We start from the raw sequence: 24997 nt of genomic DNA on the forward strand, positions 1-24997 counted from the left end.
GCGCGCGCAACGCCTTGGCGCGTTCCTACAAGTTTCGGGCCCGAAGCCGTGGCAGGGTGGCGGCGGGGACGCGACCTTTGGGATGATCGATCATGCGAATGCTGCTGAGCTTCGCCGCGCCCCTGCTCGCGCTGGCGACGGCCTCTTCCTCCACCACCGCCAATGCCGACGGCGTCATGCTCGACCCGTCGCGCGAATTTCACCAGAGCGTCGACTGCCACAATGCCTATGACCGGCTGGTCGCCGACATGCAGGCCGGCGCCGCGATTTCGCCCGCCGCCCGCGAATGGGCCGTCGCGCACGAAGGCGCGGCGAATGCCGGCACGCCGTGTGCACCGCCGCTGCCCGAAATGATCGCGCGCGGCGGCAACTGGTACATCCGGACGATCGAGGGCCGCGACACCGCCGCCGCCTTCTATCACAAGCAAAAGGACCCCGCGGCGCTCAGCGACCTCGGCATCGCCTGGCTCAACGGCACGGTCGCGGGCGGCAGCGCGCAGGACGGACTCGAGATGATCAACGAGGCGTCGAAGCTCGGCGATCCCGTCGCGCTGTTTACCATGGGCACCATCCATGCGTCGGGCAGCCTCGGCGCGACGCAGGATTATGCCAGGGCATTCGAACTGCTCAGCCAGTCGGCCGCCGCCGGTCATATCGACGCCATCTATCGCGTCGGGCTCCATTATCACGAGGGGCTGGGCGTCAAGCGCGACTATAAGAAGGCGTTCGAGCAGTTCCGCGCCGCCGCCGAACGCGGGCATTTCTATGCGATCATCATGGCGTTCGACATGATCAACAGCGGCCGCGGCGCAAAGCAGGACTTCGCCCTCGCCTATCGCCTGTCGCGCACCGTCGCCGAGCAGGGCGAAGCCTATGGCGCCGTCATGGCGGCCTCGTCGCTGCTCCAGATGAAGGACCCGCTGAAGCATGAGGACGAGATCCTCTACTGGATCGAACTCGGCATCGAAAAGGGTGACGAGAATATCCGTACCAAGCTGATCCCGATGCGCGAGCAGGTGATCGCGGCCTTCACCAAGGCCAAGGCCCCGCCGCAATATGTTCCGCGCGCATACAAGGCCTGTCCGATGAAGACCGTGTGCACGGTCAATCATTTTTCGGGGCTGCAAAGCTGCACGACCAACAAGGATTATTGGAGCGACTGCGACGGGTAGGCGCCGCGTCCATATGCGGCGCAAAGCGGCGCCGCGATCCTGCCCGGACAGGCGTTGCTCCCGATGCTTCGCTCACCGCTCCCGGCGTTCGGGCATGCCTTCCCGACCATCGTCCGTTGCGGATCGCGGCCAACCCATTATCATTCCCTGCCGTCTACTTGTCGGGCGAGGAGAGAGATATGGACACCGCGACGCCGCCCGGAAAGACGCTCTGGTCGCGGGCCCGCGCAATGGCGCTGCAGGCGCCGCCCGAGCGTAACCGCTATGTCGACTTCCTGCGCGCTTTTTCGATCCTCGCGGTCGTCGTCGGTCACTGGCTCGTCGCCGCGCCCTATATGAAGGACGGCGCGGTCGAGGGCGGACATCTGCTCGGCATCCTGCCCTGGACGCAGTGGCTGACCTGGGGTTTTCAGGTGATGCCGCTCTTCTTCCTCGTCGGCGGCTTTTCGAACGGGCTGTCGTGGGCGGCGACGCGGCGCAAGGGCGGCCGCTTCACCGCATGGTTCGCGGCACGCATCCGGCGGCTGATCAACCCGGTGCTGCCGCTGCTCACGATCTGGGCGCTCGTCACCCTGTTCGGCACACAGGTCGGGATCGACCGGACGGTGGTGAAGATGGCGGCGCAGCTCGCGCTCGTCCCCGTCTGGTTCCTCGCCGTCTATCTGATCGTCACCGCGCTGACGCCGCTGACGCACGCGGCCTGGAAGCGCTTCGGCCTCGCTTCCTTTTTCGCGCTCGTCGCCGCCGCGATCGCTGTCGACGTCGCCACGCTCGAATTTGGCATTCCCTATGTCAATTTCCTGAATTTCGCCTTTGTCTGGGTCGCGATCCACCAGCTCGGCTATGCGTGGCACGATGGCCGCCTCGCCGTGCCGCTGCTCTGGGCGGCCGCCGGTCTGGCCGCACTGGCGCTGCTCGTCGGTTTCGGGCCCTATCCGGTCGCGATGATCGGCGTGCCCGGCGCGACCTTGAGCAATTCGATGCCGCCGACGCTTGCGCTGCTCGCGCTCGGCGTCGCGCAGACCGGGCTGGCGCTCGCGCTCGAAAGGCCGGCGCGCGCGATGCTGGACGGCATCACCGCATGGACCGCGGTCGTGCTGATCAACGGCATGGTGATGACCGTCTATCTCTGGCACCTGACCGCCTTCGTGCTGGTGATGGTCGCCGCCTGGCTGCTCGGCGGCATCGGCCTGCACGCCGCACCGGGCAGCGGCGAATGGTGGCTGGCGCGCCCGCTCTGGTTCGCGCTCTACATCGCCGTGCTCTTCCCCTTCATCCTGCTCTTCGCGCGCCATGAAAGCGGCGGCAAGACGGCCGAGGGCGACGTCCCCCATGTCCGCCTGATCCTCGGCATGCTGATGATCTGCACCGGGCTCGCGATGACCGCGGCGATCAGCATCGCGAGTCCCTTGGGGGTAACCGGGGTCCGCCTCTGGGTCGTCGCGCTGCCCTTCCTCGGCGCCGCGCTGATCGGCTTCGGCCCCGCCGCGCGCCTGCTGATGCGCCGCGCCGAAGCTTGAGGAGAGACCCGATGGCCAAGACCGAGATCAAGACCAAGGCGACCGATGCGACGGTCGCCGGCTATATCGCCTCGCTCCCCGAAGCGCGCCGCCGCGAGGAAGCCCCGGTCATCGACGCCATCCACCGCCGCGTCACCGGGCTCGAGCCCAGAATGTGGGGGCCGTCGATCATCGGCTACGGCAGCTATAACTATCGCTACGATAGCGGCCATTCGGGGACGATGTGCCGCGCCGGCTTCAGCCCGCGCAAGGCCGCAATCACGCTCTATGTGATGATGGACTATGGCGACCGGCAGGCCGAGGCCGGCGCGCTGTTCGCGCAGCTCGGCAAGCACAGGACGAGCAAGGCCTGCCTCTACGTGACCAAGCTCGCCGACGTCGATCTAGAGGTCCTCGAACGGATCGTCGCGCTGAGCTGGGACGTGATGAACGCGCGCTACCCGACGTAACCGCGTTCGGCCATGTGCATATAGTCGCGCGTCAGCGGCAGCGCATTGCGGCTCCGCGCAAACTGGATCTGGAAATTGCCCATGCCGCCGCTCTCGAACGCCGCGGTCGCGCCGGCAAGGTAGAAGGTCCACATGCGAAAGAAGCGGTCGCCCATCATCCGGACGATCTCGGTCTCGTGCGCGACCGTCCGCGCATACCATTCGCGCAGCGTCAGCGCATAATGCAGCCGCAGCGTCTCGACGTCGGTGGCGATCAGCCGGCTCTTCTCGCTCGCCGCCAGCGTCTCGCTGAGGGCCGGGATATACCCCCCGGGAAAGATATATTTTCGCGTGAAGGCGTCGGTCGCACCGGGTTTGCCGAAGCGGCCGATCGTGTGGAGCAGCATCACCCCGTCGGCGGTCATCAGGTTCGCGCAAGCGCGAAAGAAGGTCTCGAAATTGTGCGTTCCGACATGTTCGAACATGCCGACCGACACGATGCGGTCGAAACGTCCCGCCTCGCGCGCGGCCAGATCGCGATAATCGACCAGTTCGAAGCGCACGCGTTCGGCCACCCCCGCCGCCGCGGCGCGCTCCTGCGCCAGCGCGAGCTGCTCCTCCGACAGGGTGATGCCGAGCACCTCGACATCGGCCAGCCCGGCCAGCGTGATCGCCATCCCGCCCCAACCGCAGCCGATGTCGAGAATGCGCTGCCCGGGCGCGAGCGCGAGCTTCGCCGCGATATGCGCCTTCTTCGCCACCTGCGCCGCTTCCAGCGTCATGCCGGGGCGCGTCCAATAGGCGCAGCTGTACTGCATGTCGGCGTCGAGAAAGAGGCGATAGAGGTTGTTGCCGATGTCGTAGTGATGGCGGACGTTCGCGCGCGACTGGCGGCGGCGGTTGATCGAACCCAGCCGCGATGACACCCATTCGGCGCGGCGGCCGAGCCAGCCCTTGTCCTTCAGCGTCGCGCCGCGGTCCCACGGCGTGTTCATGCGGATCAGCCCGATCAGCGTCATGATGTCGCCCTCGACGATCCGCAGGTCGCCGTCCATGAAGGCCTCGGCTGCACCGAGCCGCGGATCGAGGAGGATGCGGCGCATGCCCCGGCCGCTCGCAAAGCCGATCGTCACCTCGGGAAAGCCCGGCGCGGGCGTGCCGAACGCCTCCCGTCCGCCATCGGGCAGGACGACGGTCAACCGGCCCTTGCGGACCACGCGGGAGAGGAACGGATGCAGTATCGACATCGTTATGCGAACAGAACCGACGATGCCCGGTATCGGTTCCCGTCAGATGCCGGCGTACCATTCATAATCGACGCGATCCTCCCAGAAACCGCCCTTGCCCGCGCCGATAGCCGCAAGGCTCGCGACCGCCTCGATCCCGGTCAGATATTTGGCGTGCTTGTAGCCGAGCTGGCGCTCGATCCGGAGGCGCAGCGGCGCACCGTTGGCGATCGGCAGGATTGCGCGGTTGAGCGCCCATGCGAGGATCGTCTGCGGATGGAGGGCATCGACGAGGTCGCAGCTTTCGTAATAGAGCGCGTCGCCGATGCGGTCGGCGCAGCGAAACACAATGTAGCGCGCGGCGTCCTTCAGCCCTGCCGCGGAGAGGATGCGCGACAGCTGGACCCCGGTCCATTCGCCGATCGCGCTCCACCCCTCGACGCAGTCGTGGCGCGTAATCTGGCTACGCTGCGGCATGCCGCGAATATCGGCGAGCGACAGCGACAGCGGCCGCGCCACCAGCCCCGACACGCTGACGCGCCAGTCGGCAAAGCCCCTCGCGGCATGCGCGGCATAGGCGTCGCCTGCGGGCAGTTTCGTCCCGTTCGAGCGGAAGGTCGGCGACAGGTCGGCGCGGGTAAATTCGCGCGCCAGCGCATCGCGGTCCATCAGCGCGCGCTGGCTCGCGCGATGCATCTCCTCGCCCATCGACAATATCTTGCGCACCGCGGGCGCCTCGTTGATCGCGTCGCAGCCGGCGAGCAGCGGCAGGCTCGCCGCCAGACCGCCCGCGCCCGCGATCAGCCGACGCCGCGGCAGGATCAGCCCGCCGCTCATCTCTCTCTCTCCGGCGGCAGGCGAAACCAGCCGGTCAGCATCGCGCAAAACTGGTTCACCGGTCCGGTGAGCAGCACCATCGTCACATGGATCAGGAAAAAGGCGACGAGCGCCCACGCCGCGATGAAATGCACCGAGCGCGCCGACTGGCGCCCGCCGAAGACGTCGACCAGCCACGGCCACGCGGCGTTCACCCCCGGCGACATCGCCAGCCCGGTGAAGATCATCAGCGGCAACAGGACGAAGATCACGCCGATATAGCTCAGCTTCTGTAAAATACCGTAACGCGCCGCCGCCGCGCCCACCGGAAAACGCAGCCGCGCATGATCGCGAATGTCCTGCCAGATGTGGCGCGGCGCCCATTCGTGCCGGCGCACGTGCAGGTCGCGCTTCACATGCCCGCCGAACAGGCTCCACAGCATGAACAGGGTCAGCGCGCCCGCGAGCATCCACGCGAAAAAAAGATGCCAGCGCCGCCCGCTCGCAAGGTCATAGCTGGTCGGGATCGTCGCCCAGCCGGGAAAGGCCCACGTCCGCTGGACCCCGTCGCCGTCGGTCCAGCGCCCGAGCAGTCCTGTCGTTTCGATGCGCGTGTCGCCGATACGCAGATAGCCGGTGTCGGGGGTCGAGGCGATCGCCAGCCAGGCATGATCAGCGTTCGCGCCATAATCGCCCCAATAGAGCCGCGGATGCGCGTTGAAGATCATCAGCCCGCTCATCAGCAGGATCAGCAGCGTCACCGCGTTGAGCCAGTGCCAGAGCCGTACCGGGAGGCGGTGGCGATAAAGGCGCGGCGGCGGCCGGGGAGGCGGAGGAACTGGAACCTGCCCTTCGTTCATATGTCTCCAGTCCACCTTTCGATCGTCATCCCGGCGAAAGCCGGGATGACGGGAGGAGATGCCCTATGCCGACCTATGCCGCGACTTCCGCCTGATAGGTCTCGCGATAGCGGCTCCGCAGCGACACCTTGTCGATCTTCTCGCTGCCCAGCTTGGGCAGCGCCTCGTTCGACATCCAGATCTTGCTCGGCACCTTGTACGGCGCGAGCCGCTGGGCGATGAAGGCGGTCATCGCATCGGCGTCGGCTCCGCTGCCGGGCTTGACCCAGATCACCGCGCCGACCACTTCGCCGAGCCTTTCGTCGGGCAGCCCGAACACCGCGCATTCGTTGACGTCTTCATGTTCATAGATCGCCGCCTCGACCTCCTGGCAGCTGATATTCTCGCCGCCGCGGATGATGATGTCCTTCTTGCGATCGACGATGAACAGATAGCCGTCGGCGTCGAGATAGCCGAGGTCGCCGGTGCGGAAATAGCCGTCGTCGAAAAAGGCCGCCTTCGTCGCTTCGGGGTTGTTCCAATAGCCCTCGAAATTGGCGATCGAGCGGATGCACACCTCACCGACCTGCCCCTGCGCGAGCGGCGCGCCATTGTCATCGAGGATCGCCAGATCGACCAGCGGTTTCGACGCCGGCCCCGTCGACAGCGGCTTTTCGAGATAATTTTCGTTGATGATCCCGCACCCGACTGCATTGGTTTCGGTCAGGCCGTAGCCGAGCAGCGGCTTGGCGTCGCCCATCTCCTCCGACAAACGCTTCACATGCTCGGGCGGACGCGGCGCGCCGCCGCCGGCGTAGCTCTTGCACGTCGACAGGTCGTAATTCTTGCGGCTCGGATGGGTCAGGATTTCGTAGCTCATCAGCGGCACGCCGACAAAATAATTGCACTGCTCGTCCTGGATCAGCCGCATCGCCTCCTCGGCGTTCCATTTCGGCATCAATACGAGTTTGCGGCCGAGCGCGAAGCTCTGGAGGAACACCGGAATCTCGGCGGTGACGTGGAACAGCGGGGTGCAGATCAGCGTCGCGGGCTGGATGTCCGACATCAGCCCGTCCTCGGTCAGCAGATGGACGATGCTCGCGGTCTGCGCGACATAGTTGAAGATGCCCTGCACCACCGCCTGGTGGCGCGAATAGGCGCCCTTCGACTGGCCCGTCGACCCCGAGGTGAAGAGGATCGTCGCCAGATCGTCGCCGGTGAGTTGCGGCAGGGCCGTCTCGGCGCTGCCGCCCGCATCGGTGATCGGCGCGATCGCGGCATCGATCGGCTGCGCGAGGTCAAGCGTGATCACCTTGGCGCCATGCTCGACCTCGGCCAGCCGCGCCGCGCGCTGGACGTCGGCGACGACGAGGCGCGTTTCGCTGTCGGCGATTCCCGCGGCCATTTCGCCGCCCTGCCACCAGCCGTTGAGCAGCGTCGCGCAGCCGCCCGCGAGCAGCACCCCGACATAGGTCACGCACCAGGCGTTGGCGTTGCGCATCGCAATGCCGACGCGGTCGCCGCGCTGCACGCCATGGCCTTCGACCAGCCCCGCCGCAACCTTGCGCGCCGCGGCATAGACCTGCTTGAAGCTCAGCCGTTCGCCGCCCTCGACCAGGAAGGTCGCATCGCCGTGCGTCGCGGCGAAAAAGGCGATATAATCGGCCAGATTGGTCGGCGCGTTGGTGATGATCGGCATCTGCACGCCGAAGCGTTCGACGGTTCCGACCTGGATCGGCCCGCCCGGGCCGGTGATCAGATTATAGGCGGCTTCCAGGCGCAAATCGAGCGCGGATGGCATCGGGCATCTCTCCTCTTGGTCTCGCTCGCCTTACCCCCTATGGGGAAGGCCTCTCCTGGGGAAGGACAGCGCGACTATATGTTTCTTTTTGCAACCTTAGCCGAAGCGACGCAATATGTGAACTTCCACGACCTGATGGGCGAAAATTCCGAAATCGCCTTCAGCGTGTTCGGCCTTCCCATCCGCTGGTATGCGCTCGCCTATCTCGCGGGCATTTTCCTCGGCTACTGGTATCTGCTCCGGCTGATCGCGCAGCCCGGCGCTCCGATGGCGCGCCGCCATGCCGACGACATGATCTTCTATGCGATGCTCGGCATCATCCTCGGCGGGCGCCTCGGCTATGTGCTCTTCTACAATCTCGAACGCTATATCCAGGAGCCGCTCGAAATCTTCAAATTGTGGGACGGCGGCATGTCGCTCCACGGCGGCGTAATCGGCGTGCTGGTCGCGATCTGGTACGTCACGCGCCGCGAAAAACTCGATTTCCTGCGCTTTTGCGACTATATCGCGTGCACCGTGCCCTTCGGCCTCTTCCTCGGCCGCCTCGCCAACTTCATCAACGGCGAGCTCTGGGGCCGCGCCACCAACGTGCCCTGGGCGATCATCTTTCCCGGCAGCGGCACCGACGATCCGCGCCACCCCAGCCAGCTCTACGAAGCGGGGCTCGAGGGGCTGGTGATGATGGCGGTGCTCGCCTTCCTCTTCTGGCGCACCGATGCGCGCTACAAGCCCGGCCTGCTCGTCGGCACGGCGTCGATCATCTACGGCCTCAGCCGCTTCATCGTCGAATTCTTCCGCCAGCCCGATGCGCAGCGGATGAACATCGTCGAGGCGACCGGCCTGTCGATGGGACAGTGGCTGACGGTGCCGATGATCCTGATCGGCCTGTGGCTCGTGCTGACCGCAAAGCGGCGGCGCCAGCGCGTCGAGCCGATTGCGGGACCCGATGCAATTGCCTGACGGCCCGCCGACGCCCGAGGAACTGATCAGGCAGGTGGCGGCGGCGCGCGCGACGACCGTCGCCGATTATATGGCGGCGGCGAACGCGCATTATTATGCGACGCGCGATCCGCTCGGCGCCGCGGGCGATTTCACCACGGCGCCCGAGATCAGCCAGATGTTCGGCGAACTCGTCGGCCTCTGGATCGCCGACCTGTGGTCGCGCGCCGGCCGCCCGGCCTTTCATTATGCCGAGCTCGGTCCCGGCCGCGGCACGCTCGCTGCCGACGCGCTGCGCGCCGCGGCGCGCTTCGGCTGCGTGCCCGCCGGCATCCACCTCGTCGAGACCAGCCCGACGCTGCGCGCCGCCCAGCTGGCCCGCCTGCCCGGCGCCGAGCATCATGACGAGGTCGACGCCCTGCCGGACGACGCGCCGCTGATCATGGTCGCCAACGAATTTTTCGATGCGCTGCCGATCCACCAATATGTTCGTACCCGCGACGGCTGGCGCGAACGGATGGTCGAACGCGGCGAGCGCGGCCTCGTCGCCGTGCCGGGTCCGGTGCCGGCCGAGGAGGCGATCCCCGCGGCGCTGCGCGATGCCGCCGAAGGCGCGATCGTCGAGACCGCACCCGTCGCCGCCACGATCCTGCAGCGCTGCGCCTTTCGCCTCGTGCGACAGGGCGGCGCGCTGCTCGCGATCGATTATGGCTATGCCGGCCCGGCCGTCGGCGACACGCTGCAGGCGATGAAAGCGCATCAATACGCCGATCCCTTCACCGATCCCGGCGAAGCCGACCTCACCGCGCATGTCGATTTCACCGCACTCGCCGACGCCGCGCGTACCGCGGGCGTCAAAGCCAGCACGCTGGCGACGCAGGGCGACTGGCTCCGCGGCCTCGGCATCGACGCACGGCTCGAAACCCTCGCCGCCGCATCGCCCGGCCGCGCCGACGAACTGCGCGGCCAGCGCGACCGCCTGGTCGAACCCGACGCGATGGGCACGCTCTTCAAGGCCATGGCCTTCACCGCGCCCGCATGGCCGCTTCCCGCAGGATTTTCCGCATGACCGTCGTTACCCTCGCCCGCCCCGACGACGCCGACGCGCTGTCGGCCTTCGCCGAAACCGCCTTCCGGCATACCTTCGGCCATATCTACGATCCCGCCGACCTCGCGAGCTTCCTTACGGGCTGGAACCCGCCCGACCGCATCCGCGCGCAACTCGCCGATCCCGACTGGACGATCGCACTGGTCCGCGGCGACGGCGGCGCGATTCTCGGCTTCGTCAAGCTCGGCCCGATCGATTTCGACCTGCCCGCCGGCCAGCCTTCGGAGGATGCGACCGAGCTCCACCAGCTCTATGTCGATCATGAAGCGAAAGGCAGCGGCGTCGCCGCCGCGCTGATGGAATGGGGGATCGCCTGGGCGCGGACCCGCGCGGCGATCCTCTACCTCTCGGTCTTCACCGAAAACCCCCGCGCGCAGGCCTTTTACCGCCGCTACGGCTTTGTCGATGTCGGCCGCAACCCGTTCCGCGTCGGCAACCACATCGACGAGGACCGCATCTGGAGGCTCGACCTGTGACCGTCCCCTTTGTCACTGCGCCCACCCTCGATGGCGTCGTGCACGGCTTCTTCGGCCGCCGGGGCGGCGTTTCGACGGGCGATCTCGCCTCGCTCAACTGCGGCCTCGGCTCGAACGACGCCCCCGCGCTGATCGCCGAGAACCGGCGGCGCGTCGGCGACGCGCTCATCCCCGGCGCGGCGCTGACCGGGCTCTACCAGGTCCACGGCAACCGCTGCGTCACCGTCGACGGCAGCAGCGATCTTTTCACCCGGCCCGAAGCCGACGCGCTCGCGACGCGAACGCCGGGCCTGTTGCTCGGCATCCTGACCGCCGACTGCGTCCCGGTCCTCTTCGCCGACCGCGAGGCCGGCGTCGTCGCCGCTGCGCACGCCGGATGGAAGGGCGCAATCGCCGGGATTACCGACGCGACGCTCGACGCGATGGAAAGCCTCGGCGCGACGCGCGCAGGCATCGCCGCCGCGATCGGGCCGTGCATCGGCCGTGCCTCCTACGAGGTCGATGACGGCTTCGTCGCCACTTTCGTTGCCGACGATCCCGCCAACGAACGCTTCTTCGCAGCGGGCAGACCGGGTCATGCGATGTTCGACATCGCCGCCTATGTCGCCGCGCGCCTCGCGGCGGCCGGGGTGACGCGAATTGCCATCGGCGGACAGGATACCTATGCCGATGCCGAGGGTTATTTCAGTTACCGCCGTGCGTGCCACAGGGCCGAAAACAGCTATGGGCGCCAGTTGTCGGTGATCGGACTCGCAAAATAATCGATGCCCGATATCTGCTTCGTCATCCCGGCGAAGACCGGGATCTCGCCGTTGCCCTCCGACGCGATGTGGAGATCCCGGCCTTCGCCGGGATGACGAGTAAAAAGAGACGGAAAATGGGGGAAGGATGACAAAAACGCGCCTGTTCGGGCTGATCGGCGGACTGCTGGTCTTCGTCCTCATGCTGGCAATGCCGGCCCCCGCCGGCATGGAAACCACCGCGTGGCGCGTTGCCGCGCTGACCGTGCTGATGGCGATCTGGTGGATGACCGAGGCCCTGCCGCTCACCGTCACCGCGCTTTTGCCCTTCCTCACCGTCCCCGCTTTCGGGGTGATGGACGCCAACGCCATCGCCAAGGAATATTATTCACCGATCCTCTTCCTCATCCTCGGCGGCGCCTTCCTCGCGCTCGCGATCGAGCGGGTCGGGCTGCACCGGCGGCTCGCGCTGGCGCTGCTCAAGCGCGCCGCGCCGACCGCGACCGGGCTGCTCTTCGCCTTCATGGCGGCGACCGCGCTGCTCTCCATGTTCATCTCGAACACCTCGACCGCGCTGATCATGATCCCGATCGCGCTCGCCGTCGTGCGCGCCGGCGGCATCGCCGAGGGCGAACGCGAAGGCTTCGCGGGCGCGGTGATGATGGGCATCGCTTTCGCCGCCTCGATCGGCGGGCTCGGCACGCTCGTCGGCAGCCCGACCAACGCGATCGCCGCGGGCCTGATCGAAAAGGCACTCGGGCTGCGCATCTCCTTCCTCGACTGGGCGATCTACGGTGTTCCCGTCGTGCTGCTCGCCACCCCCGCGGCGATGTTCATCATCGCGCGTGTCCAGCGGCTGTCGGCGCACCCGTTCGACGGGCAGACGGCAGCGACGGCGCTCGGCCAGCAGGCGATCTGGTCGACCGCCGAACGCCGCGTCGTCCCCGTCTTCCTGCTCGTCCTCGTCGCCTGGATCGCCCAGCCGTGGATCGAGCCGCTGCTCCCCAAGGGCGCACTGACCGACGGCACCATCGCGGTCGCGGGCAGCCTGCTGCTCTTCGTCCTGCCCGACGGTACCGGCCGTCCGCTGCTCGTCTGGAAAGAGGCCGACCGCGCCCCCTGGGGCGTGATCATGATGTTCGGCGGCGGTCTCGCGCTTGCCGCGGCGATTACCGCAAGCGGGCTCGCCGCCTGGCTGGGCGCAGTGCTGGCGCCGCTCGGCAGCATCCCGACGATCCTGCTCGCGGCGGTCATCGTCGCGCTGACGATCCTGATCACCGAATTCGCCAGCAATGTCGCGACCGCAAGCGGCATCATGCCCGTGCTCGCGGCGCTGATCGCCGCAACCGGGGTCGATCCGGTGCTGCTCGCGCTGCCCGTCGCGATGGCGGCGAGCTGGGGCTTCATGCTTCCGTCAGGCACCGGTCCCAACGCGCTGGCGTGGGCGACCGACCACATCGCGCTGCCGCGCATGCTCAAGGCGGGGCTGGCGCTCGACGTCATCGGCGTGCCGCTGCTCATCGGGGTCATCTGGAGCATCGCTATGCTCGCCTGAACCGGCGGAACTGGTTTCAATCGAAACCGCTCCTGCTATAGGACGGGGCAATCATCCAAGGAGCATTTCATGGCCATGCGCGGCAAACCCAAGACCAATACCCGCAAGATCGGCGACCGCGACCTCAGCCCGGCGACGCTGATGATGGGGCTTGGCTACGACCCGATGCTCTCCGAAGGATCGCTCAAGCCGCCGATCTTCCTCACATCGACCTTCGCCTTCGAAAATGCGGCGGCGGGCAAGCGCTTCTTCGAACATATCACCGGCAAGCGGCAGGGGCCGGCCGACGGCCTCGTCTATTCGCGCTTCAACGGCCCCAACCAGGAAATCCTCGAGGATCGCCTTGCCGTCTGGGACGGCGCCGACGACTGCCTCGTCTTTTCCAGCGGCATGTCGGCGATCGCCACCCTGCTGCTCGCGCTCGTGAGCCAGAACGACGTGATCGTCCATTCGGGCCCGCTCTATGCCGCGACCGAAACGCTGATCGCGCGCATCCTGTCGCGCTTCGGGGTCAGCTTCCTCGACTTCCCCGCCGGTGCGACGCGCGAGGAACTCGACGCCATCCTCGCCCGCGCCCGGACCCTCGCCGACGAAAAGGGGGGCAAGGTGGCGCTCGTCTATCTCGAAAGTCCGGCGAACCCGACCAACGCGCTCGTCGACGTCGAGGCGGTGCGCGCCGCCCGCGACGCGGCCTTCCCCGGCGACCAGAAACCCGCCATCGCGATCGACAACACCTTCCTCGGCCCGCTGTGGCAGCAGCCGCTGAACCAGGGCGCCGAACTCGTCGTCTACAGCCTCACCAAATATGCCGGCGGCCATTCGGACCTCGTCGCAGGCGGCGTCTCGGGCGACCAGCGGCTGATCGACGCGATCCGCCCGATGCGCAACACGATCGGCACGATCTGCGACCCCAACACCGCATGGATGCTGCTCCGCAGCCTCGAAACGCTCGAACTGCGGATGAGCCGCGCGGGGGAAAATGCGCTCAAGGTCTGCACCTATCTCCGCGATCATCCCAAGGTCGAAGGGCTCGGCTATCTCGGCTTCATCAGCGATCCGCGCCAGAAGGATATCTTCGACCGCCATTGCAGCGGCGCGGGATCGACCTTTTCGCTGTTCATCAAGGGCGGCGAGGCCGAAAGCTTCCGCTTCCTCGACGCGCTCAAGATCGCCAAGCTCGCGGTCAGCCTCGGCGGCACCGAGACGCTCGCCAGCCACCCCGCCGCGATGACCCACCTGTCGGTCCCCGAGGACCGCAAGAAGGCACTCGGCATCACCGACAATCTCGTGCGCGTGTCGATCGGCATCGAGGACGCCGACGACCTGATCGCCGACTTCGCGCAGGCGCTGGAGGCCGTTTGACTTCGTCATTGCGAGGAGCCGAAGGCGACGCGGCAATCCGGAGGTGCGCAAACCTGCTCTGGATTGCTTCCCCCGGCTTTTGCCGGGGTCGCAATGACGATGCGTAATCCTACTTCCGCGCTCGCCAGTCGACCACCATCCACCCCATCTGCGGTGCGAGCTTCTTCAGCCCGCGCGACGGCGTCGTCGCGACCGCCTCGTCGGCGAAATGCAGCATCGGATGGTCGGAGACATGGTCCGAATAGGCGCGGATATGCGCGTCCTCGCGCGTGATCTCATTGTCGGCCAGCCAGCCCGATATGCGCGCGAACTTGTCTTCGCCGTAACAATTGGCGCCCGACAGGCGGGCATGGACATGATCGGCGCCGTCGGGTTCGTCGAGCCGCGTCGCCAGCACATCCTCGATCCCCAGCCGCCGCGCGATCGCATCGACATAAAGGTGGAAGGACGCGGTCGCGAGCAGCACGCGATACCCCGCGGCGCGATCGGCCTCAAGCTGGTCGAGCGCCGCCGCGTGCAGCCCGCGCGCGACCACCTTGTCGGCATAGCTTTCGGCGAGCGGCGCGATCTCGTCGCGGCGAAACCGCGGGCCGACGAGCAGCCGCAGATTGATCGCCTTCAGCCGCGACCGGTCGATCAGCCGCAGCGTGTAGGCAAGCCCCGCGACTCCGACGAGCGGCAGCAAGAGCGCGCGCCACTGCTGGCGCCGCCGCACGACGTGCATCAGGAAACCGCTGTAGGTACCCGCACGGGTGATCGTGCGGTCCATGTCGTACATCGCGACGCGATGCGTGTAGGCCGGGGCGGCAGGGACGGACAATTCATCCATCACAGGCCCTTAGCCTCCCCGCGCGGCCGGGCCAAGCCTGTCACCGGACCGCCTCGCCCAAGGTGGAATGGCTTGCCGTCATTCCCCAAATAATACAAGGTCGTCGCACGATGGTGGCCAAGGCGGACTTCGAACACAGCGATGGCGCCGGCGGCGCCGATGTCCGCTTCACCGGGCGGCTGACGCTCGCGCGCCTCGGCGATCTTCCCGCGCGCCTCGAGGATATCGGCCCGATCGCCTCGCTCGACCTGTCAGCGGTCGAGCGCATCGACACCGTCGGCGCGTGGATCGTCACGCGCACCGCGCGCGACAGCGGCGCCCGGATCACCGGGGCGAGCGAAGACGCCCAGCGGCTGCTCGACGCGCTCGCCAGCGACAAGAGCGAATATCGCGTCCACAGCGACCGCCGCCCCGCCTGGGTCCGCATGCTCGAACAGGTCGGCACCGCAAGCCGCTCGATCTGGCACGAACTCCTCGGCATCGTTGCCTTCTTCGGCGCGATGATCATCGCGCTCGGCATCCAGATCCGCGCACGGCGGCGGCTGCGCTGGAACGCGGTGGTCACGCGATTTCAGACCGTCGGCCTCGATGCGCTGCCGATCATCGGGCTGATGAGCTTCCTCATCGGCATCGTCATCGCGCAGCAGGGCGCGGTGCAGCTCCGCCAGTTCGGGCTGGAAGTGTTCACCATCAACCTCGTCGGGCGCGCCTCGATTCGCGAACTCGGCCTGCTGATGACCGCGATCATGGTCGCGGGTCGCTCGGGCAGCGCCTTTGCCGCCCAGATCGGCACGATGAAACTGACCGAGGAAATCGACGCGATGCGCACGATCGGCGTCTCGCCGATGGAAGCGATCGTGCTGCCGCGCGTCGCCGCGTCGACAATCACCATGCCGCTGCTCGGCTTCTACGCCAGCATCTGCGCGATCATCGGCGGCGGCGCCTTCGTCTGGGTCGGGCTCGACATGCCGCCGCTCACCTATATCCAGCGGCTACGCGAGATCATCCCGATGACCGATTTCTGGATCATGCTGATCAAGGCACCGGTGTTCGGCGTGCTGATCGGCGTGACCGGCTGCTACGAAGGCATGCAGGTGCGCCAGAATGCCGAGGAAGTCGGTCGCCGCACGACCTCGGCGGTCGTCGCCGCCATCTTCCTCGTCATCGTCCTCGACGCGCTGTTCGCGGTCTTCTTTTCGTCGATCGGATGGAATTGATGGCACCCGACGACGAGCAGCAACAGGCGATCGCCGAGGAACTCGCCGCCGCCGACGCGGTGCGCCCCGAAACCTTCGAACGCGCGATCTGCATCCGCGGCCTGCGCAACCAGTTCGGCGACGCGGTGATCCACGACGGGCTAGACCTCGACGTGCGCTCGGGCGAGGTGCTCGGCGTCGTCGGCGGCTCGGGCACCGGCAAGTCGGTGCTGATGCGCTCGATCGTCGGCCTGCAGATCCCCGCCGCGGGCGAGATCGAGGTCTATGGCAAGTCGCTCGGCGAGATCGCCGATGAAGAGGAATCGCGCGACCTTCGCCGCCGCTGGGGCGTGATGTTCCAGGGCGGCGCGCTCTTCTCGACGCTCAGCGTCGCCGAGAATATCCAGGTCCCCTTGCGCGAATATTATCCGCGCATGGACCAGCGGCTGCTCGACGAGATCGCCGCCTACAAGGTCCAGATGGTCGGCCTGCCCCCCGACGCCGGCCCCAAATATCCCGCCGAACTCTCCGGCGGCATGGTCAAGCGCGCGGGGCTTGCGCGGGCGCTCGCGCTCGACCCCGCGCTCCTCTTCCTCGACGAACCGACCGCCGGGCTCGACCCGATCGGCGCCGCGAAGTTCGACGAACTGCTGCGCGGGCTCGCCGACACGATGGGGCTCACCGTATTCCTGATCACCCACGACCTCGACACCCTCTATGCGACCTGCGACCGCGTCGCGGTGCTCGCCGAGAAAAAGGTGATCGCGGTCGGCACCATCCCGGAACTGCTTGCCACCGAGCATCCGTGGATACAGGATTATTTCAATGGTCCCCGCGGCCGGGCGGCCGCGAGCGGGAACCAAACCGCGGGGCGGCGATAGGAACAGCAGATGGAAACTCGCTCGAACAACGTCCTCGTCGGCGCCTTCGTCCTCTTCTTCACGGCGGCGCTCGCCTTTTTCGTCGTCTGGCTCGCCAACGACAGCGGCGGTGCGAAGCGCGAATATGACATTTATTTCAAGCAGGCGGTCGACGGGCTGAACAAGGGCGCGCAGGTGCAATATTCGGGCGTCCCCGTCGGGCAGGTGCGCGACATCGCGCTGCTCCCCGACGACCCCGGCTTCGTCCGCGTCCGCATCGAGGTCAACGAAGGCGTCCCGATCCTCCAGGGCACGACCGCTGCGCTCGAAGGGGTCGGCTTTACCGGCGTGTCGCAGATTTCGCTCGCGGGCGGGGTCAAGGGCGCGCCGCCGATCACCGACAAGGGTCCGGCGGGCAAGCCGACCATCCCCGTCCGCGTCGGCGGGCTCGGCGAACTGCTCAACACCGCGCCGCAATTGCTCCAGCGGCTTTCGACGCTGTCCGAACGCCTTGCCGAAATGGCCGACGACGAAAATCAGGCGAGCATCCGCGGCATCCTGAACAATGTCGAGGCATCGACCGCGATCCTCGCGCGCAACGGTCCCGCGATCGAACGCGCGCTCGCCGACACGCGCATCGCGATCCAGCAGACCGGCCTCGCCGCCGAACAGATCGGCAATCTCGCCGCCGCGACGCAGGGCACGGTCGACCGCAACATCGATCCCGCGATGAAGAATCTGCGCGACACGCTCGCATCGGCGAACGCGTCGATGAAGACGCTCGAAGGCGCGATCGCCGACGCGCGCCCGGGTCTCCAGACCTTCAGCCAGACGACGATCCCGGAGGCGAACGCGCTGATCCGCGACCTTCGCCGCACTTCGGCCTCGCTCTCCAGCCTGACCGACAAGCTCGACCAGCAGGGCGCGGGCGCCGTCATCGGCGGCAGCAAGCTGCCCGACTACAAGCCATGAGGATGATGTCCATGACCCGCCGCCTCCGCACGCCGCTGCTCCTTGCGGCGGCCGCCGCGACGCTCTCCGCCTGCGTCAGCTTCGGGGCGAAGCCGCCCCCGTTCCTGCTGACGCTCGACGCCGACGCCGCGCCGCCCGCGGGCGCCGCGCGCACCGCGACCGAGGCACAGGCGCTGACCATCCTGATCCCCACCGCGCCGCAAAAGCTGCGCACGGTACGCATCCCGGTGCAGCAGGACGGATCGAGCGTCGCCTATGTTCAGGACGCACAGTGGGTCGAGGCGCCGCAGCGTCTATTCCAGCGCCTGATCAGCGAAACCGTTGCCGCGCGCACCAGCCGCGTCGTGCTCGACGAGGGGCAATATCTGACCGCGCCGGGCGAACAGCTTGCGGGTCAGCTCATGGAATTCGGCGTCGATGCGCGCACCAACGAAGCCGTCGTCGTCTACCAGGCGATGCTCGTCGCCGCGGGCGGCAAGTCGGTTACCCAGCGCCGCTTCGAGGTGCGCGAGGCGCTCGGCGGCAAGGTCGAGGCGAAGCCCGTCGGCGAAGCGCTGGCACGCGCCGCGAACAAGGTCGCGGTCGAGGTCGCGGACTGGCTCGCAAGCTGAGCCGCCAACCCGGGCGGCCGTGCAACCCGCCCGTCCCGGCTTGCCATTTCATCCCGCCGCACCTAGGGGGACCGCCGACAGTCCCGTGTCCCTGCGTGCGGCCTCTTCCGGGTTTCCGGCCGGCACATTTCCTTTCGAGCCCGCAGCCGAAAGGAATCCGCCATGGGCTGGTTCATCCTGGGTATCGCCGTCTTTACCGAAATCTGCTGGGCGCTCAGCCTCAAATGGGCGGCCACGCTCGGCACCTGGCAAGCCTCCGCCGTCCCAGTCTCCCTGAGCTTCCTCAACATGGCGCTGCTCGCTTTCGCGATGCGCGACCTGTCGGCGGGCACCGCCTATGCGATCTGGACCGGCCTCGGCGCCGTCGGGGTCATTATCGGCGGCGTCGTCATCTTCGGCGAGAAGGTCAGCCCGGTGCAGATCGGCTTCATGGCGCTGATCGTCGTCGGCGTCGTCGGAACGAAGCTGTTTTCGACCAGCTGACCGACAGAGGAGCGCCGCACGGCTATTGCGGCGCCACGCCGTCCGTCACGGTGGCGACATAGACCAGCGCCGCCTGCGGCCCGACGTTGACGTGCATCAGCACCCAGTCTCTTCCCCTTTGCGCCACCAGAACCCGGATCTGGTCGCCGAAGATGCCGTTCGCCAGCCCGGAGGGCGCGACCCGTCCGCTGTTGAGGATCAGCACGCCCATGTCGGGGCCGCATTGCGCGCCCCGGCAGGCGAAGCGGATGCCGTAGCCCGCGTCCTGAAGCGCCTTGCGATAATGCTGCTCGACCGCGAGCGGCGCCACCGCCGGCTCGACGCGATAGTCGATATGGGCAACCTCGCCGTGCAGAAGCTCGACGCTTGCCGGACGCTCGGCATCGGCGACCGCGCCGGTCGGAATGACGATCTCGTCCAGCGACGGCTGACGATAGCGGCGGATTTCGGCCCCGGCGAAGCGTGGCAGAAAGGCGGGGTCGCGGCCTTCGTCCCGCCCCAGCGCCGCGACCGGCGTAGCGGCAGCCGATGCCGTCCCCGCCACAATCAGGCTCCACCGCAAAAATGTCGACATCATCCTATCGATCCTCCAGCGCAATTGCGGGCGGCTTGTTACAAAAAATCTTTATTTGTCAAATTTTTAATCTCCAATTCAGCCTCACCTACCCTATGTCGGCGCCGGCCCTGCGGGGTCGGCCGGCCCGCGCCGCGTCGACGCCATTGGACCGCTTCACCCCGGCCTTCGGTGATCGCCCTCACAGGCGGCGACCGGCCGACCCGCTAGCCACCGGTGGTCGGTGCCGACGCCGCCCGACCGTTCGAACCCTTCATCCCGTCTTTCAGGAATTGCCATGCCGAACCGAATGTCCCGCCTCTTCGCCGCCGCCACCGCGTCCGCACTGCTCGCCCTCTCCGCGCCCGCCACGGCGCAGACTGCCGTCCCGCTGAGCCGCGACCTGTTCGACCTGTCATGGGTGGTGATCGATTTTGCCGGACAGACCGATGCCGTCGGCACGATGGGCGCGCCCACCCTGACCATCAATGATGGCCGGAGCGCCGATGGCCAGACGCCCTGCGCGACCGGCTGGAGCGGCACCGTCACCATGAACCTGCCGGCGCTCACCATCAGCGACGTCGAGGCCTATTATGACGACAAATGCCCGCTGGTCCGCGAAACCATCGCCTTCCTCGACGGGCTGGAGCTTGTCCGCAGCGCACGCACCACGGACGAAGGGCTGGAACTCGTCTCGCAGGACGGAACCCGGCTGTTCCTGCTCAGCGCCGGGGGCTGATCGGCGCGGCTCAGCGGCTGCGCATCACCACGCACGGCTGGCTCGCCGATCCGACCGTGGCGCAGAAGCGGTCGGCGTCCGCCTTGATCGCGAAATTGCCCGCCTGAAGGCGCGTGAGCGTCCCGCTCTTGACCAGATAGGGCTGGTTCGCAGCGATCGCCGGATATTTCTTCTCGAGCGCGCTCCACAGCCGCCGGGCGTTGCCATCCTGCGCAAAAGCGCCGAGCTGTGCGCGCCAATTGTCGGCCGCGGCGGATGATGAAGCTGCGGGTGCGGGTGCAGGCGGCGCGGGCTTGGGTTTCGGGGTGGCGGCTTTCACCGGCACCGGCGGGCTCTCCGCTGGAGCACCGGGCTTTTCGGGCGGCGGCGCATAGCTGGTTCCGGGTTCGGCGGGCGCTGCCGGCGGCGCCGCCTTGGCCGCGGCGGCGGCTTCGGCGGCCGCAGCTGCGGCGGTGGCGGCGGGACCGGACACCGGCTTGACGGGCACGGGCGCGACCGGAGCCGGAACCGGTGCGATCACCGGCGGCGGGGTGTAGCTTGTGCCGGGAACCGACGCGGGCAGGCTCGCGGTCTTGACCGGCGACGGCGCGGGCTGCGCGGGAGCCGGCGCCGCGGCGTTGACCGCGGCAAGGCGCGCGCGCTGCTCGCTCTTCTCCATTTCGGGAATCAGCGCCAGCCCCGCCTGCCGCTGCTCGAGCGGGATCAGATTGTCGAGCTGCGCCAGCCGCGCCGAGGCGATGCCGAGCCCGGCGTCGCTCGCGCGCTTGGTCAGCGCATAGGCGCGCGGCCAGTCCTGCGCGGCGAGGTCGCCGTTGAAATGCGCGGTGCCCAAGACATATTGCGCCCGCGGTTCGCCGCGCGCGGCCGACCGCACGATATGCGGCATCGCTTCCTGCCGGCGGTTGCCCGTGAACAGCACGAGCCCCAGATTGTCCTCGGCCTGGAGATGTCCCTGTTTTGCGGCGCGGGTGTACCAGGTCTCGGCCTGCGCCATGTCGGCGGGAACGCCGCGCCCCAGCTTGTACGCCTGCCCCAGGTTGAACTGCGCATCGGGGTCTCCGGCAAGCGCCAGCGGGCGCCAGATCGCGACCGCGCGCTGATAATCGCCGCCTTCCCAGGCATCGACCCCCGCCTTGACATCGGGCTGCGCCGCGCCCGCCGGCTTGGCGGCGGGCGCCGCGGCCGCAGGCATCGCGAGCCCCGTTCCCGATAGCGGCAAGGCCAGCAAAAGCGCGATGCGGAACTTAGGCATGATAGTCTCCACTGACGTGCGACGCGCCGCGCGCGAACGCGGCGATCGACAGTCCCCGAACCCGCCCTAGGCGTAATTGGCTAACAGCGCGTTAGCGACAATCACATCCGTCCGATTCTGGTCCGATACGGGACAGCTTGACCTTAAGCCTGTGTTTACCACGACTGCCCACGAAGCCTTCACCTTCTTTTTGACATCGTTAACCCAATCTTAGCTCCCGCCATGGCATTCCGCGCCGCAATTGGTTGCCATTTCAGGGGGACAGTCGTGCGCGTTTTGGCATTGGCTTCACAAAAGGGCGGGTCGGGAAAAACGACCCTGTCGGGACATCTCGCGGTGCAGGCCCAGCTTGCCGGAGCAGGGCCCGTCGTCCTGATCGACATCGACCCGCAAGGCTCGCTCGCCGACTGGTGGAACGAACGCGAAACCGACCTTCCGGCCTTTGCCCAGACCACCGTCGCTCGGCTCGCCTCCGATCTCGAAATCCTGCGCCAGCAGGGTTTCAAGCTGGCGGTCATCGACACCCCGCCGGCGATCACCATGGCGATCCAGAGCGTCATTTCGGTCGCCGAACTCATCGTCGTGCCGACGCGCCCCAGCCCGCACGACCTGCGCGCCGTCGGCGCCACCGTCGACCTGTGCGAACGCGCCGGCAAGCCGCTGGTCTTCGTCGTCAACGGCGCCACCCCCAAGGCCAAGATCACCAGCGAGGCCGCGGTCGCGCTGTCGCAGCACGGCACCGTCGCCCCGATCACCCTGCACCACCGCACCGACTATGCCGCCTCGATGATCGACGGCCGCACGGTGATGGAGGTCGACCCCAACGGCCGCTCGGCCGAGGAGGTCCGCCAGCTGTGGACCTATATGAACGACCGGCTCGAGAAGAATTTCCGCCGCACGGTCTTTTCGTCGCCGATGCCGACACACAGCGGCTATGGCACCGTGCGCCCGATGGGCGGAGGCTTCGGCCGCCGCATCGCCGGTCAGTAAGGGGAGATGGAAGCCATGGGCGAACCCAAACCCCTCGCTTCGCTGAGCGCCGGCCTGCTCGCCCGCAAGGGCGCGGCGCGCCCCGCGATGCGCCGCCAGCCGCTCGGCAGCGGCCCCGCGCCGATGGCCGGCACCGGCTATGACGACCTCGGCTGGAACGACATGGGCTATGACGTCGATCCGGTGCAGTCGAGCGAACCCGCGGATCTGGTCGACCTGAAACCGCTGCTCGCGGGATCGGTGCCCGAACATAATGTCGAGGCCGAACAGGCCGTCGGCGACAGCATCGGCCACGAGATCGCCGAGGAGTGGCAGTTCGAGGAAGAGGCCGCGGCCCCGCCGCCGATCCCCGAGATCGTCCGCCAGCAGGAATCGCTGAGCGAACGCGTCGCCGCCGTCGCGCGCAAGGTCGAGGCGCGCCCCGCCGAACCCAAGGCGCCGCGCGCTCCGCGCACGCTGCGCGCCCGCGAAAAGGCGGCGTTCACGCTGCGCCTCGACGCCGACCGCCACCTGCGCCTGCGCCTCGCCAGCGCGGTGACCGGACGCTCGTCGCAGGTCATCCTGACCGAATTGCTCGACGACTATCTGGCCTCGCTGCCCGAGATCGACGCGATGGCGAGCCGCGTGCCCGCCGAACGTCCGATGCGCCGCGCGGCGTCCTGAGCCGCCGGCCCGAAGCGAATTGAGGGGGATCTTTCGATGAACCGCAACCTGCTGATGAAACTGGCCGTGTCGGGCTTCGTGCTCGGTATCACGACCACCGGCTGCAGCTCGAGCAAGATGGCCAACGCGCCGTCGAACGCGCTCGGAAAACCCGAAACCGCGGGCAAGTCGGCCGACAAGGCCCGCACCGCGCTCGAAAGCGGCAAGGCGGGCAAGGCAGTCGGCCTCGCCGAAGCCGCCGTCTCGGCGAGCCCGCGCGATGGCGGCTATCGCGCGCTGCTCGGTCAGGCCTACCTCAACGACGGCCGCTTCGCATCGGCCGCCACCGCGCTGACCGAGGCGATGGAGCTGGGCAACACCGACGGCAACACGGTGCTCGCGCTGATCCTCGCGCATCTCGGCCAGGGCCGGACGAGCGACGCGCTCGCGCTCATCAACGCGCACCGCGACACCCTCCCCGCCTCGGACATGGGGCTCGCCTATGCGCTCGCCGGGGACAATAATTCGGCGATCTATGTGCTCACCGAAGCCGCCCGCGCCGAGGGCGCCAGCGCACGGACGCGCCAGAATCTCGCGCTCGCCTATGCGCTCGACGGTCGCTGGGCACAGGCGCGCGTCCTTGCGGCACAGGATCTGTCGCTGGCCAAGGTCGAAGCGCGCATGGCCGAATGGTCGACGCTCGCGCAGGAAGAAAGCCAGTCGCTGCGCGTCGCCAGCCTGATCGGTGCCAGGCCGAAGGCCGACGCCGGCATGCCGGTGCGCCTCGCGCTCGCCAATTTCGCCGATGTGCAGATGGCGGCCGCCCCCGAACCGGTCCAGCTCGCCAGCGCCGATCCGGCGCCGGTAGACAGCTTCGCGCCGCCACCGCCGGTCGCCGACACCTCGCCGATCCGGACGGTCGCGCTGCCGATGCCGCAGCGCGATGCCAATGGTGTCGTGCCGGTCACCGAACTGCCCTCGCCCGCCGCTGCACCGGTGATCCTCGCCGATGCCAAACCCTATCGCGCCGCGCCGTCGGCCAAGCGCCCCTTCCACGAGGAAGCGCGCGATCTTGCCGTCAAGTTCGTGCCGCAACTCGCCGCGTTCGATGCGAAAAGACCTTCGGGATGGGCGGTCCAGCTCGGCGCCTACGACACGCTGGGCATCGCCAAGGAAAAGTGGAACACGCTCAAAAAGCGCAACGGTCAGCTGGCCGCCCTGCCCGCGTCGAGCCACGCCGCCAAGGTCAACGGCCGCACCTTCTATCGCCTGACGGTCAACGGCATCCGCACGCAGGCCGACGCGACACGCCTGTGCGGCGACCTGCGCGCGGTCGGCCAGTCGTGCTTCATCCGCAAGATGGACGGTGCCGAGAGCATCCAGTGGGCCGCGGCCCCCGGGGCGGTCCGGCTGGCATCGCGATAATATCGATCCGACTGCGGAACGAACGGGGCGCGGCCGGAAGGCGGCGCCCCTTTTGCTTTGCGCGCGCGGCACGGGCCCGGTTCCCGGGCGCCCTCCACGACGGAACCCACGGCGCAAACGCCGCTGCCTTCTCTCGACCGGTTGCGGGCATCGGAAATCCTCCCTGTCGCGCAGCGATGGGGAGGGGGACTGGTGGAGGGGCCGAAAGGCCCTGCGACGCCTGACGGCGTCGGCCCCTCCGTCAGCTGCTGACGCCGCTGCCACCTCCCCATCGCTACGCGACAGGGAGGATTCAAGGGAACGTCCGCTCCCCACCCCAAGACGGACATCGCCTGCAAATAGGCCTTTCCCAAATTATCCGGCTGTGCCCGCCTTCGTCCGGCGCTTTCATCTGGCGGATAAAGGCGGTCGCTGTCCGGCTAGCCGATGCGACCGCGGCGCACCCGGCCGGGCGCATCCGGCA

25 protein-coding genes are annotated in these 24997 nt (G+C 67.8%); 18 read left to right on the top strand and 7 right to left on the bottom strand.

Annotated features, from left to right (window positions below; genetic code table 11):
* Nucleotides 1-92: 92 nt before the first annotated feature.
* The 3 genes from EAO27_RS12430 to EAO27_RS12440 all read left to right on the top strand — a co-directional run bounded on the left by EAO27_RS12430 (nucleotide 93) and on the right by EAO27_RS12440 (nucleotide 3141).
* On the top strand, nucleotides 93-1172 hold the full coding sequence (locus EAO27_RS12430; protein WP_242770115.1) for a tetratricopeptide repeat protein: 1080 nt from the start codon (nucleotides 93-95) through the stop codon (nucleotides 1170-1172).
* Nucleotides 1173-1351: 179 nt separating this feature from the next.
* A complete protein-coding gene (locus EAO27_RS12435) occupies nucleotides 1352-2692 on the top strand; it encodes an acyltransferase (protein WP_242770117.1) in 1341 nt (446 codons plus the stop codon).
* Between the two features lie 11 nt (nucleotides 2693-2703).
* Nucleotides 2704-3141, top strand: a complete 438-nt coding sequence (locus EAO27_RS12440; RefSeq protein WP_242770119.1) for a DUF1801 domain-containing protein — start codon at nucleotides 2704-2706, stop codon at nucleotides 3139-3141.
* Here the strand turns inward: EAO27_RS12440 and EAO27_RS12445 are convergent.
* From EAO27_RS12445 to EAO27_RS12460, 4 genes are all read right to left on the bottom strand, one after another.
* Nucleotides 3129-4367 (bottom strand): cyclopropane-fatty-acyl-phospholipid synthase family protein, encoded by a 1239-nt coding sequence (locus EAO27_RS12445; RefSeq protein WP_242770121.1) that lies wholly within the window; start codon nucleotides 4365-4367, stop codon nucleotides 3129-3131. The two genes, EAO27_RS12440 and EAO27_RS12445, sit on opposite strands and share 13 nt — an antisense overlap.
* 42 nt (nucleotides 4368-4409) lie before the next feature.
* The gene (locus tag EAO27_RS12450; protein WP_242770123.1) at nucleotides 4410-5183 is read right to left on the bottom strand and encodes a molybdopterin-dependent oxidoreductase; all 774 of its coding nucleotides are present in this window, start codon (nucleotides 5181-5183) and stop codon (nucleotides 4410-4412) included.
* A complete protein-coding gene (locus tag EAO27_RS12455; RefSeq protein WP_242770125.1) occupies nucleotides 5180-6022 on the bottom strand; it encodes a cytochrome b/b6 domain-containing protein in 843 nt (280 codons plus the stop codon). Before EAO27_RS12455 ends, EAO27_RS12450 begins: the two co-directional genes overlap by 4 nt.
* 73 nt (nucleotides 6023-6095) lie before the next feature.
* Complete coding sequence (locus EAO27_RS12460; protein WP_242770127.1) at nucleotides 6096-7802, bottom strand: class I adenylate-forming enzyme family protein; 1707 nt, start codon at nucleotides 7800-7802, stop codon at nucleotides 6096-6098.
* 78 nt (nucleotides 7803-7880) lie between these two features.
* On the opposite strand from EAO27_RS12460, the gene lgt reads away from it, so the two are divergent.
* The 6 genes from lgt (at nucleotide 7881) to EAO27_RS12490 (ending at nucleotide 13982) form a co-directional block, all read left to right on the top strand.
* Entirely contained in the window at nucleotides 7881-8762 is an 882-nt protein-coding gene (gene lgt / locus EAO27_RS12465; RefSeq protein WP_242770130.1) for a prolipoprotein diacylglyceryl transferase, read from the top strand.
* On the top strand, nucleotides 8749-9810 hold the full coding sequence (locus EAO27_RS12470; protein WP_242770133.1) for an SAM-dependent methyltransferase: 1062 nt from the start codon (nucleotides 8749-8751) through the stop codon (nucleotides 9808-9810). The genes lgt and EAO27_RS12470 overlap by 14 nt, the downstream gene beginning before the upstream one ends.
* Entirely contained in the window at nucleotides 9807-10325 is a 519-nt protein-coding gene (locus tag EAO27_RS12475; RefSeq protein WP_242770136.1) for a GNAT family N-acetyltransferase, read from the top strand. Before EAO27_RS12470 ends, EAO27_RS12475 begins: the two co-directional genes overlap by 4 nt.
* Nucleotides 10322-11086, top strand: coding sequence for a peptidoglycan editing factor PgeF (gene pgeF / locus EAO27_RS12480; protein WP_242770138.1), 765 nt, complete (start codon nucleotides 10322-10324; stop codon nucleotides 11084-11086). The genes EAO27_RS12475 and pgeF overlap by 4 nt, the downstream gene beginning before the upstream one ends.
* Before the next feature lie 127 nt (nucleotides 11087-11213).
* On the top strand, nucleotides 11214-12620 hold the full coding sequence (locus EAO27_RS12485) for a DASS family sodium-coupled anion symporter (RefSeq protein WP_242770140.1): 1407 nt from the start codon (nucleotides 11214-11216) through the stop codon (nucleotides 12618-12620).
* A 69-nt stretch (nucleotides 12621-12689) separates the two neighbouring features.
* Entirely contained in the window at nucleotides 12690-13982 is a 1293-nt protein-coding gene (locus EAO27_RS12490; protein ID WP_242770142.1) for a cystathionine gamma-synthase family protein, read from the top strand.
* A 109-nt stretch (nucleotides 13983-14091) separates the two neighbouring features.
* Here the strand turns inward: EAO27_RS12490 and EAO27_RS12495 are convergent, their stop codons facing one another.
* A complete protein-coding gene (locus tag EAO27_RS12495; RefSeq protein WP_242770144.1) occupies nucleotides 14092-14811 on the bottom strand; it encodes an HAD-IB family hydrolase in 720 nt (239 codons plus the stop codon).
* A 110-nt stretch (nucleotides 14812-14921) separates the two neighbouring features.
* Here EAO27_RS12495 and EAO27_RS12500 point away from each other — a divergent pair, with 110 nt between their 5' ends.
* The 5 genes from EAO27_RS12500 to EAO27_RS12520 all read left to right on the top strand — a co-directional run bounded on the left by EAO27_RS12500 (nucleotide 14922) and on the right by EAO27_RS12520 (nucleotide 18933).
* On the top strand, nucleotides 14922-16028 hold the full coding sequence (locus EAO27_RS12500) for an ABC transporter permease (RefSeq protein ID WP_242770146.1): 1107 nt from the start codon (nucleotides 14922-14924) through the stop codon (nucleotides 16026-16028).
* Nucleotides 16028-16888, top strand: coding sequence for an ABC transporter ATP-binding protein (locus tag EAO27_RS12505; protein WP_242770148.1), 861 nt, complete (start codon nucleotides 16028-16030; stop codon nucleotides 16886-16888). The genes EAO27_RS12500 and EAO27_RS12505 overlap by 1 nt, the downstream gene beginning before the upstream one ends.
* A gap of 9 nt (nucleotides 16889-16897) precedes the next feature.
* Complete coding sequence (locus tag EAO27_RS12510) at nucleotides 16898-17839, top strand: MlaD family protein (protein ID WP_242770151.1); 942 nt, start codon at nucleotides 16898-16900, stop codon at nucleotides 17837-17839.
* Between the two features lie 11 nt (nucleotides 17840-17850).
* A complete protein-coding gene (locus tag EAO27_RS12515; protein ID WP_242770154.1) occupies nucleotides 17851-18450 on the top strand; it encodes an ABC-type transport auxiliary lipoprotein family protein in 600 nt (199 codons plus the stop codon).
* 162 nt (nucleotides 18451-18612) lie between these two features.
* The gene (locus EAO27_RS12520) at nucleotides 18613-18933 is read left to right on the top strand and encodes an SMR family transporter (protein WP_242770157.1); all 321 of its coding nucleotides are present in this window, start codon (nucleotides 18613-18615) and stop codon (nucleotides 18931-18933) included.
* A 22-nt stretch (nucleotides 18934-18955) separates the two neighbouring features.
* Here the strand turns inward: EAO27_RS12520 and EAO27_RS12525 are convergent, their stop codons facing one another.
* Nucleotides 18956-19510 carry a DUF4892 domain-containing protein gene (locus EAO27_RS12525; protein ID WP_242770160.1) on the bottom strand — a complete coding sequence of 185 codons (555 nt, stop codon included), beginning with the start codon at nucleotides 19508-19510 and terminating at the stop codon, nucleotides 18956-18958.
* A 286-nt stretch (nucleotides 19511-19796) separates the two neighbouring features.
* Between EAO27_RS12525 and EAO27_RS12530 the strand changes: the two genes are divergently transcribed.
* The gene (locus EAO27_RS12530) at nucleotides 19797-20225 is read left to right on the top strand and encodes an META domain-containing protein (RefSeq protein WP_242770163.1); all 429 of its coding nucleotides are present in this window, start codon (nucleotides 19797-19799) and stop codon (nucleotides 20223-20225) included.
* Between the two features lie 10 nt (nucleotides 20226-20235).
* On the opposite strand, the gene EAO27_RS12535 is transcribed toward EAO27_RS12530, so the two are convergent.
* Nucleotides 20236-21477, bottom strand: coding sequence for an SPOR domain-containing protein (locus EAO27_RS12535; RefSeq protein WP_242770166.1), 1242 nt, complete (start codon nucleotides 21475-21477; stop codon nucleotides 20236-20238).
* A 267-nt stretch (nucleotides 21478-21744) separates the two neighbouring features.
* On the opposite strand from EAO27_RS12535, the gene EAO27_RS12540 reads away from it, so the two are divergent.
* Genes EAO27_RS12540 through EAO27_RS12550 form a run of 3 tightly spaced genes read left to right on the top strand, consistent with a single transcriptional unit; the run spans nucleotide 21745 to nucleotide 24534 of the window.
* On the top strand, nucleotides 21745-22467 hold the full coding sequence (locus EAO27_RS12540; protein ID WP_242770169.1) for a ParA family protein: 723 nt from the start codon (nucleotides 21745-21747) through the stop codon (nucleotides 22465-22467).
* Between the two features lie 15 nt (nucleotides 22468-22482).
* Nucleotides 22483-23130 (top strand): hypothetical protein, encoded by a 648-nt coding sequence (locus EAO27_RS12545; protein WP_242770172.1) that lies wholly within the window; start codon nucleotides 22483-22485, stop codon nucleotides 23128-23130.
* 36 nt (nucleotides 23131-23166) lie between these two features.
* Nucleotides 23167-24534, top strand: coding sequence for an SPOR domain-containing protein (locus EAO27_RS12550; protein WP_242770175.1), 1368 nt, complete (start codon nucleotides 23167-23169; stop codon nucleotides 24532-24534).
* Nucleotides 24535-24997 lie beyond the last annotated feature (463 nt).

The sequence above is a fragment of the Sphingopyxis sp. YF1 genome (genome assembly GCF_022701295.1).
Taxonomy (GTDB): domain Bacteria; phylum Pseudomonadota; class Alphaproteobacteria; order Sphingomonadales; family Sphingomonadaceae; genus Sphingopyxis.

Coding starts and splice junctions, on each gene's coding strand:
- EAO27_RS12470 (WP_242770133.1), top strand. CDS start 8,749: ATGCAATTGCCTGACGGCCCGCCGACGCCCGAGGAACTGATCAGGCAG.
- EAO27_RS12475 (WP_242770136.1), top strand. CDS start 9,807: ATGACCGTCGTTACCCTCGCCCGCCCCGACGACGCCGACGCGCTGTCG.
- EAO27_RS12545 (WP_242770172.1), top strand. CDS start 22,483: ATGGGCGAACCCAAACCCCTCGCTTCGCTGAGCGCCGGCCTGCTCGCC.
- EAO27_RS12505 (WP_242770148.1), top strand. CDS start 16,028: ATGGCACCCGACGACGAGCAGCAACAGGCGATCGCCGAGGAACTCGCC.
- EAO27_RS12485 (WP_242770140.1), top strand. CDS start 11,214: ATGACAAAAACGCGCCTGTTCGGGCTGATCGGCGGACTGCTGGTCTTC.
- lgt (WP_242770130.1), top strand. CDS start 7,881: ATGTTTCTTTTTGCAACCTTAGCCGAAGCGACGCAATATGTGAACTTC.
- EAO27_RS12445 (WP_242770121.1), bottom strand. CDS start 4,367: ATGTCGATACTGCATCCGTTCCTCTCCCGCGTGGTCCGCAAGGGCCGG.
- EAO27_RS12490 (WP_242770142.1), top strand. CDS start 12,690: ATGGCCATGCGCGGCAAACCCAAGACCAATACCCGCAAGATCGGCGAC.
- EAO27_RS12440 (WP_242770119.1), top strand. CDS start 2,704: ATGGCCAAGACCGAGATCAAGACCAAGGCGACCGATGCGACGGTCGCC.
- EAO27_RS12510 (WP_242770151.1), top strand. CDS start 16,898: ATGGAAACTCGCTCGAACAACGTCCTCGTCGGCGCCTTCGTCCTCTTC.
- EAO27_RS12550 (WP_242770175.1), top strand. CDS start 23,167: ATGAACCGCAACCTGCTGATGAAACTGGCCGTGTCGGGCTTCGTGCTC.
- EAO27_RS12495 (WP_242770144.1), bottom strand. CDS start 14,811: ATGGATGAATTGTCCGTCCCTGCCGCCCCGGCCTACACGCATCGCGTC.
- EAO27_RS12430 (WP_242770115.1), top strand. CDS start 93: ATGCGAATGCTGCTGAGCTTCGCCGCGCCCCTGCTCGCGCTGGCGACG.
- EAO27_RS12450 (WP_242770123.1), bottom strand. CDS start 5,183: ATGAGCGGCGGGCTGATCCTGCCGCGGCGTCGGCTGATCGCGGGCGCG.
- EAO27_RS12460 (WP_242770127.1), bottom strand. CDS start 7,802: ATGCCATCCGCGCTCGATTTGCGCCTGGAAGCCGCCTATAATCTGATC.
- EAO27_RS12530 (WP_242770163.1), top strand. CDS start 19,797: ATGTCCCGCCTCTTCGCCGCCGCCACCGCGTCCGCACTGCTCGCCCTC.
- EAO27_RS12525 (WP_242770160.1), bottom strand. CDS start 19,510: ATGATGTCGACATTTTTGCGGTGGAGCCTGATTGTGGCGGGGACGGCA.
- EAO27_RS12435 (WP_242770117.1), top strand. CDS start 1,352: ATGGACACCGCGACGCCGCCCGGAAAGACGCTCTGGTCGCGGGCCCGC.
- EAO27_RS12520 (WP_242770157.1), top strand. CDS start 18,613: ATGGGCTGGTTCATCCTGGGTATCGCCGTCTTTACCGAAATCTGCTGG.
- EAO27_RS12535 (WP_242770166.1), bottom strand. CDS start 21,477: ATGCCTAAGTTCCGCATCGCGCTTTTGCTGGCCTTGCCGCTATCGGGA.
- EAO27_RS12500 (WP_242770146.1), top strand. CDS start 14,922: ATGGTGGCCAAGGCGGACTTCGAACACAGCGATGGCGCCGGCGGCGCC.
- EAO27_RS12515 (WP_242770154.1), top strand. CDS start 17,851: ATGACCCGCCGCCTCCGCACGCCGCTGCTCCTTGCGGCGGCCGCCGCG.
- EAO27_RS12455 (WP_242770125.1), bottom strand. CDS start 6,022: ATGAACGAAGGGCAGGTTCCAGTTCCTCCGCCTCCCCGGCCGCCGCCG.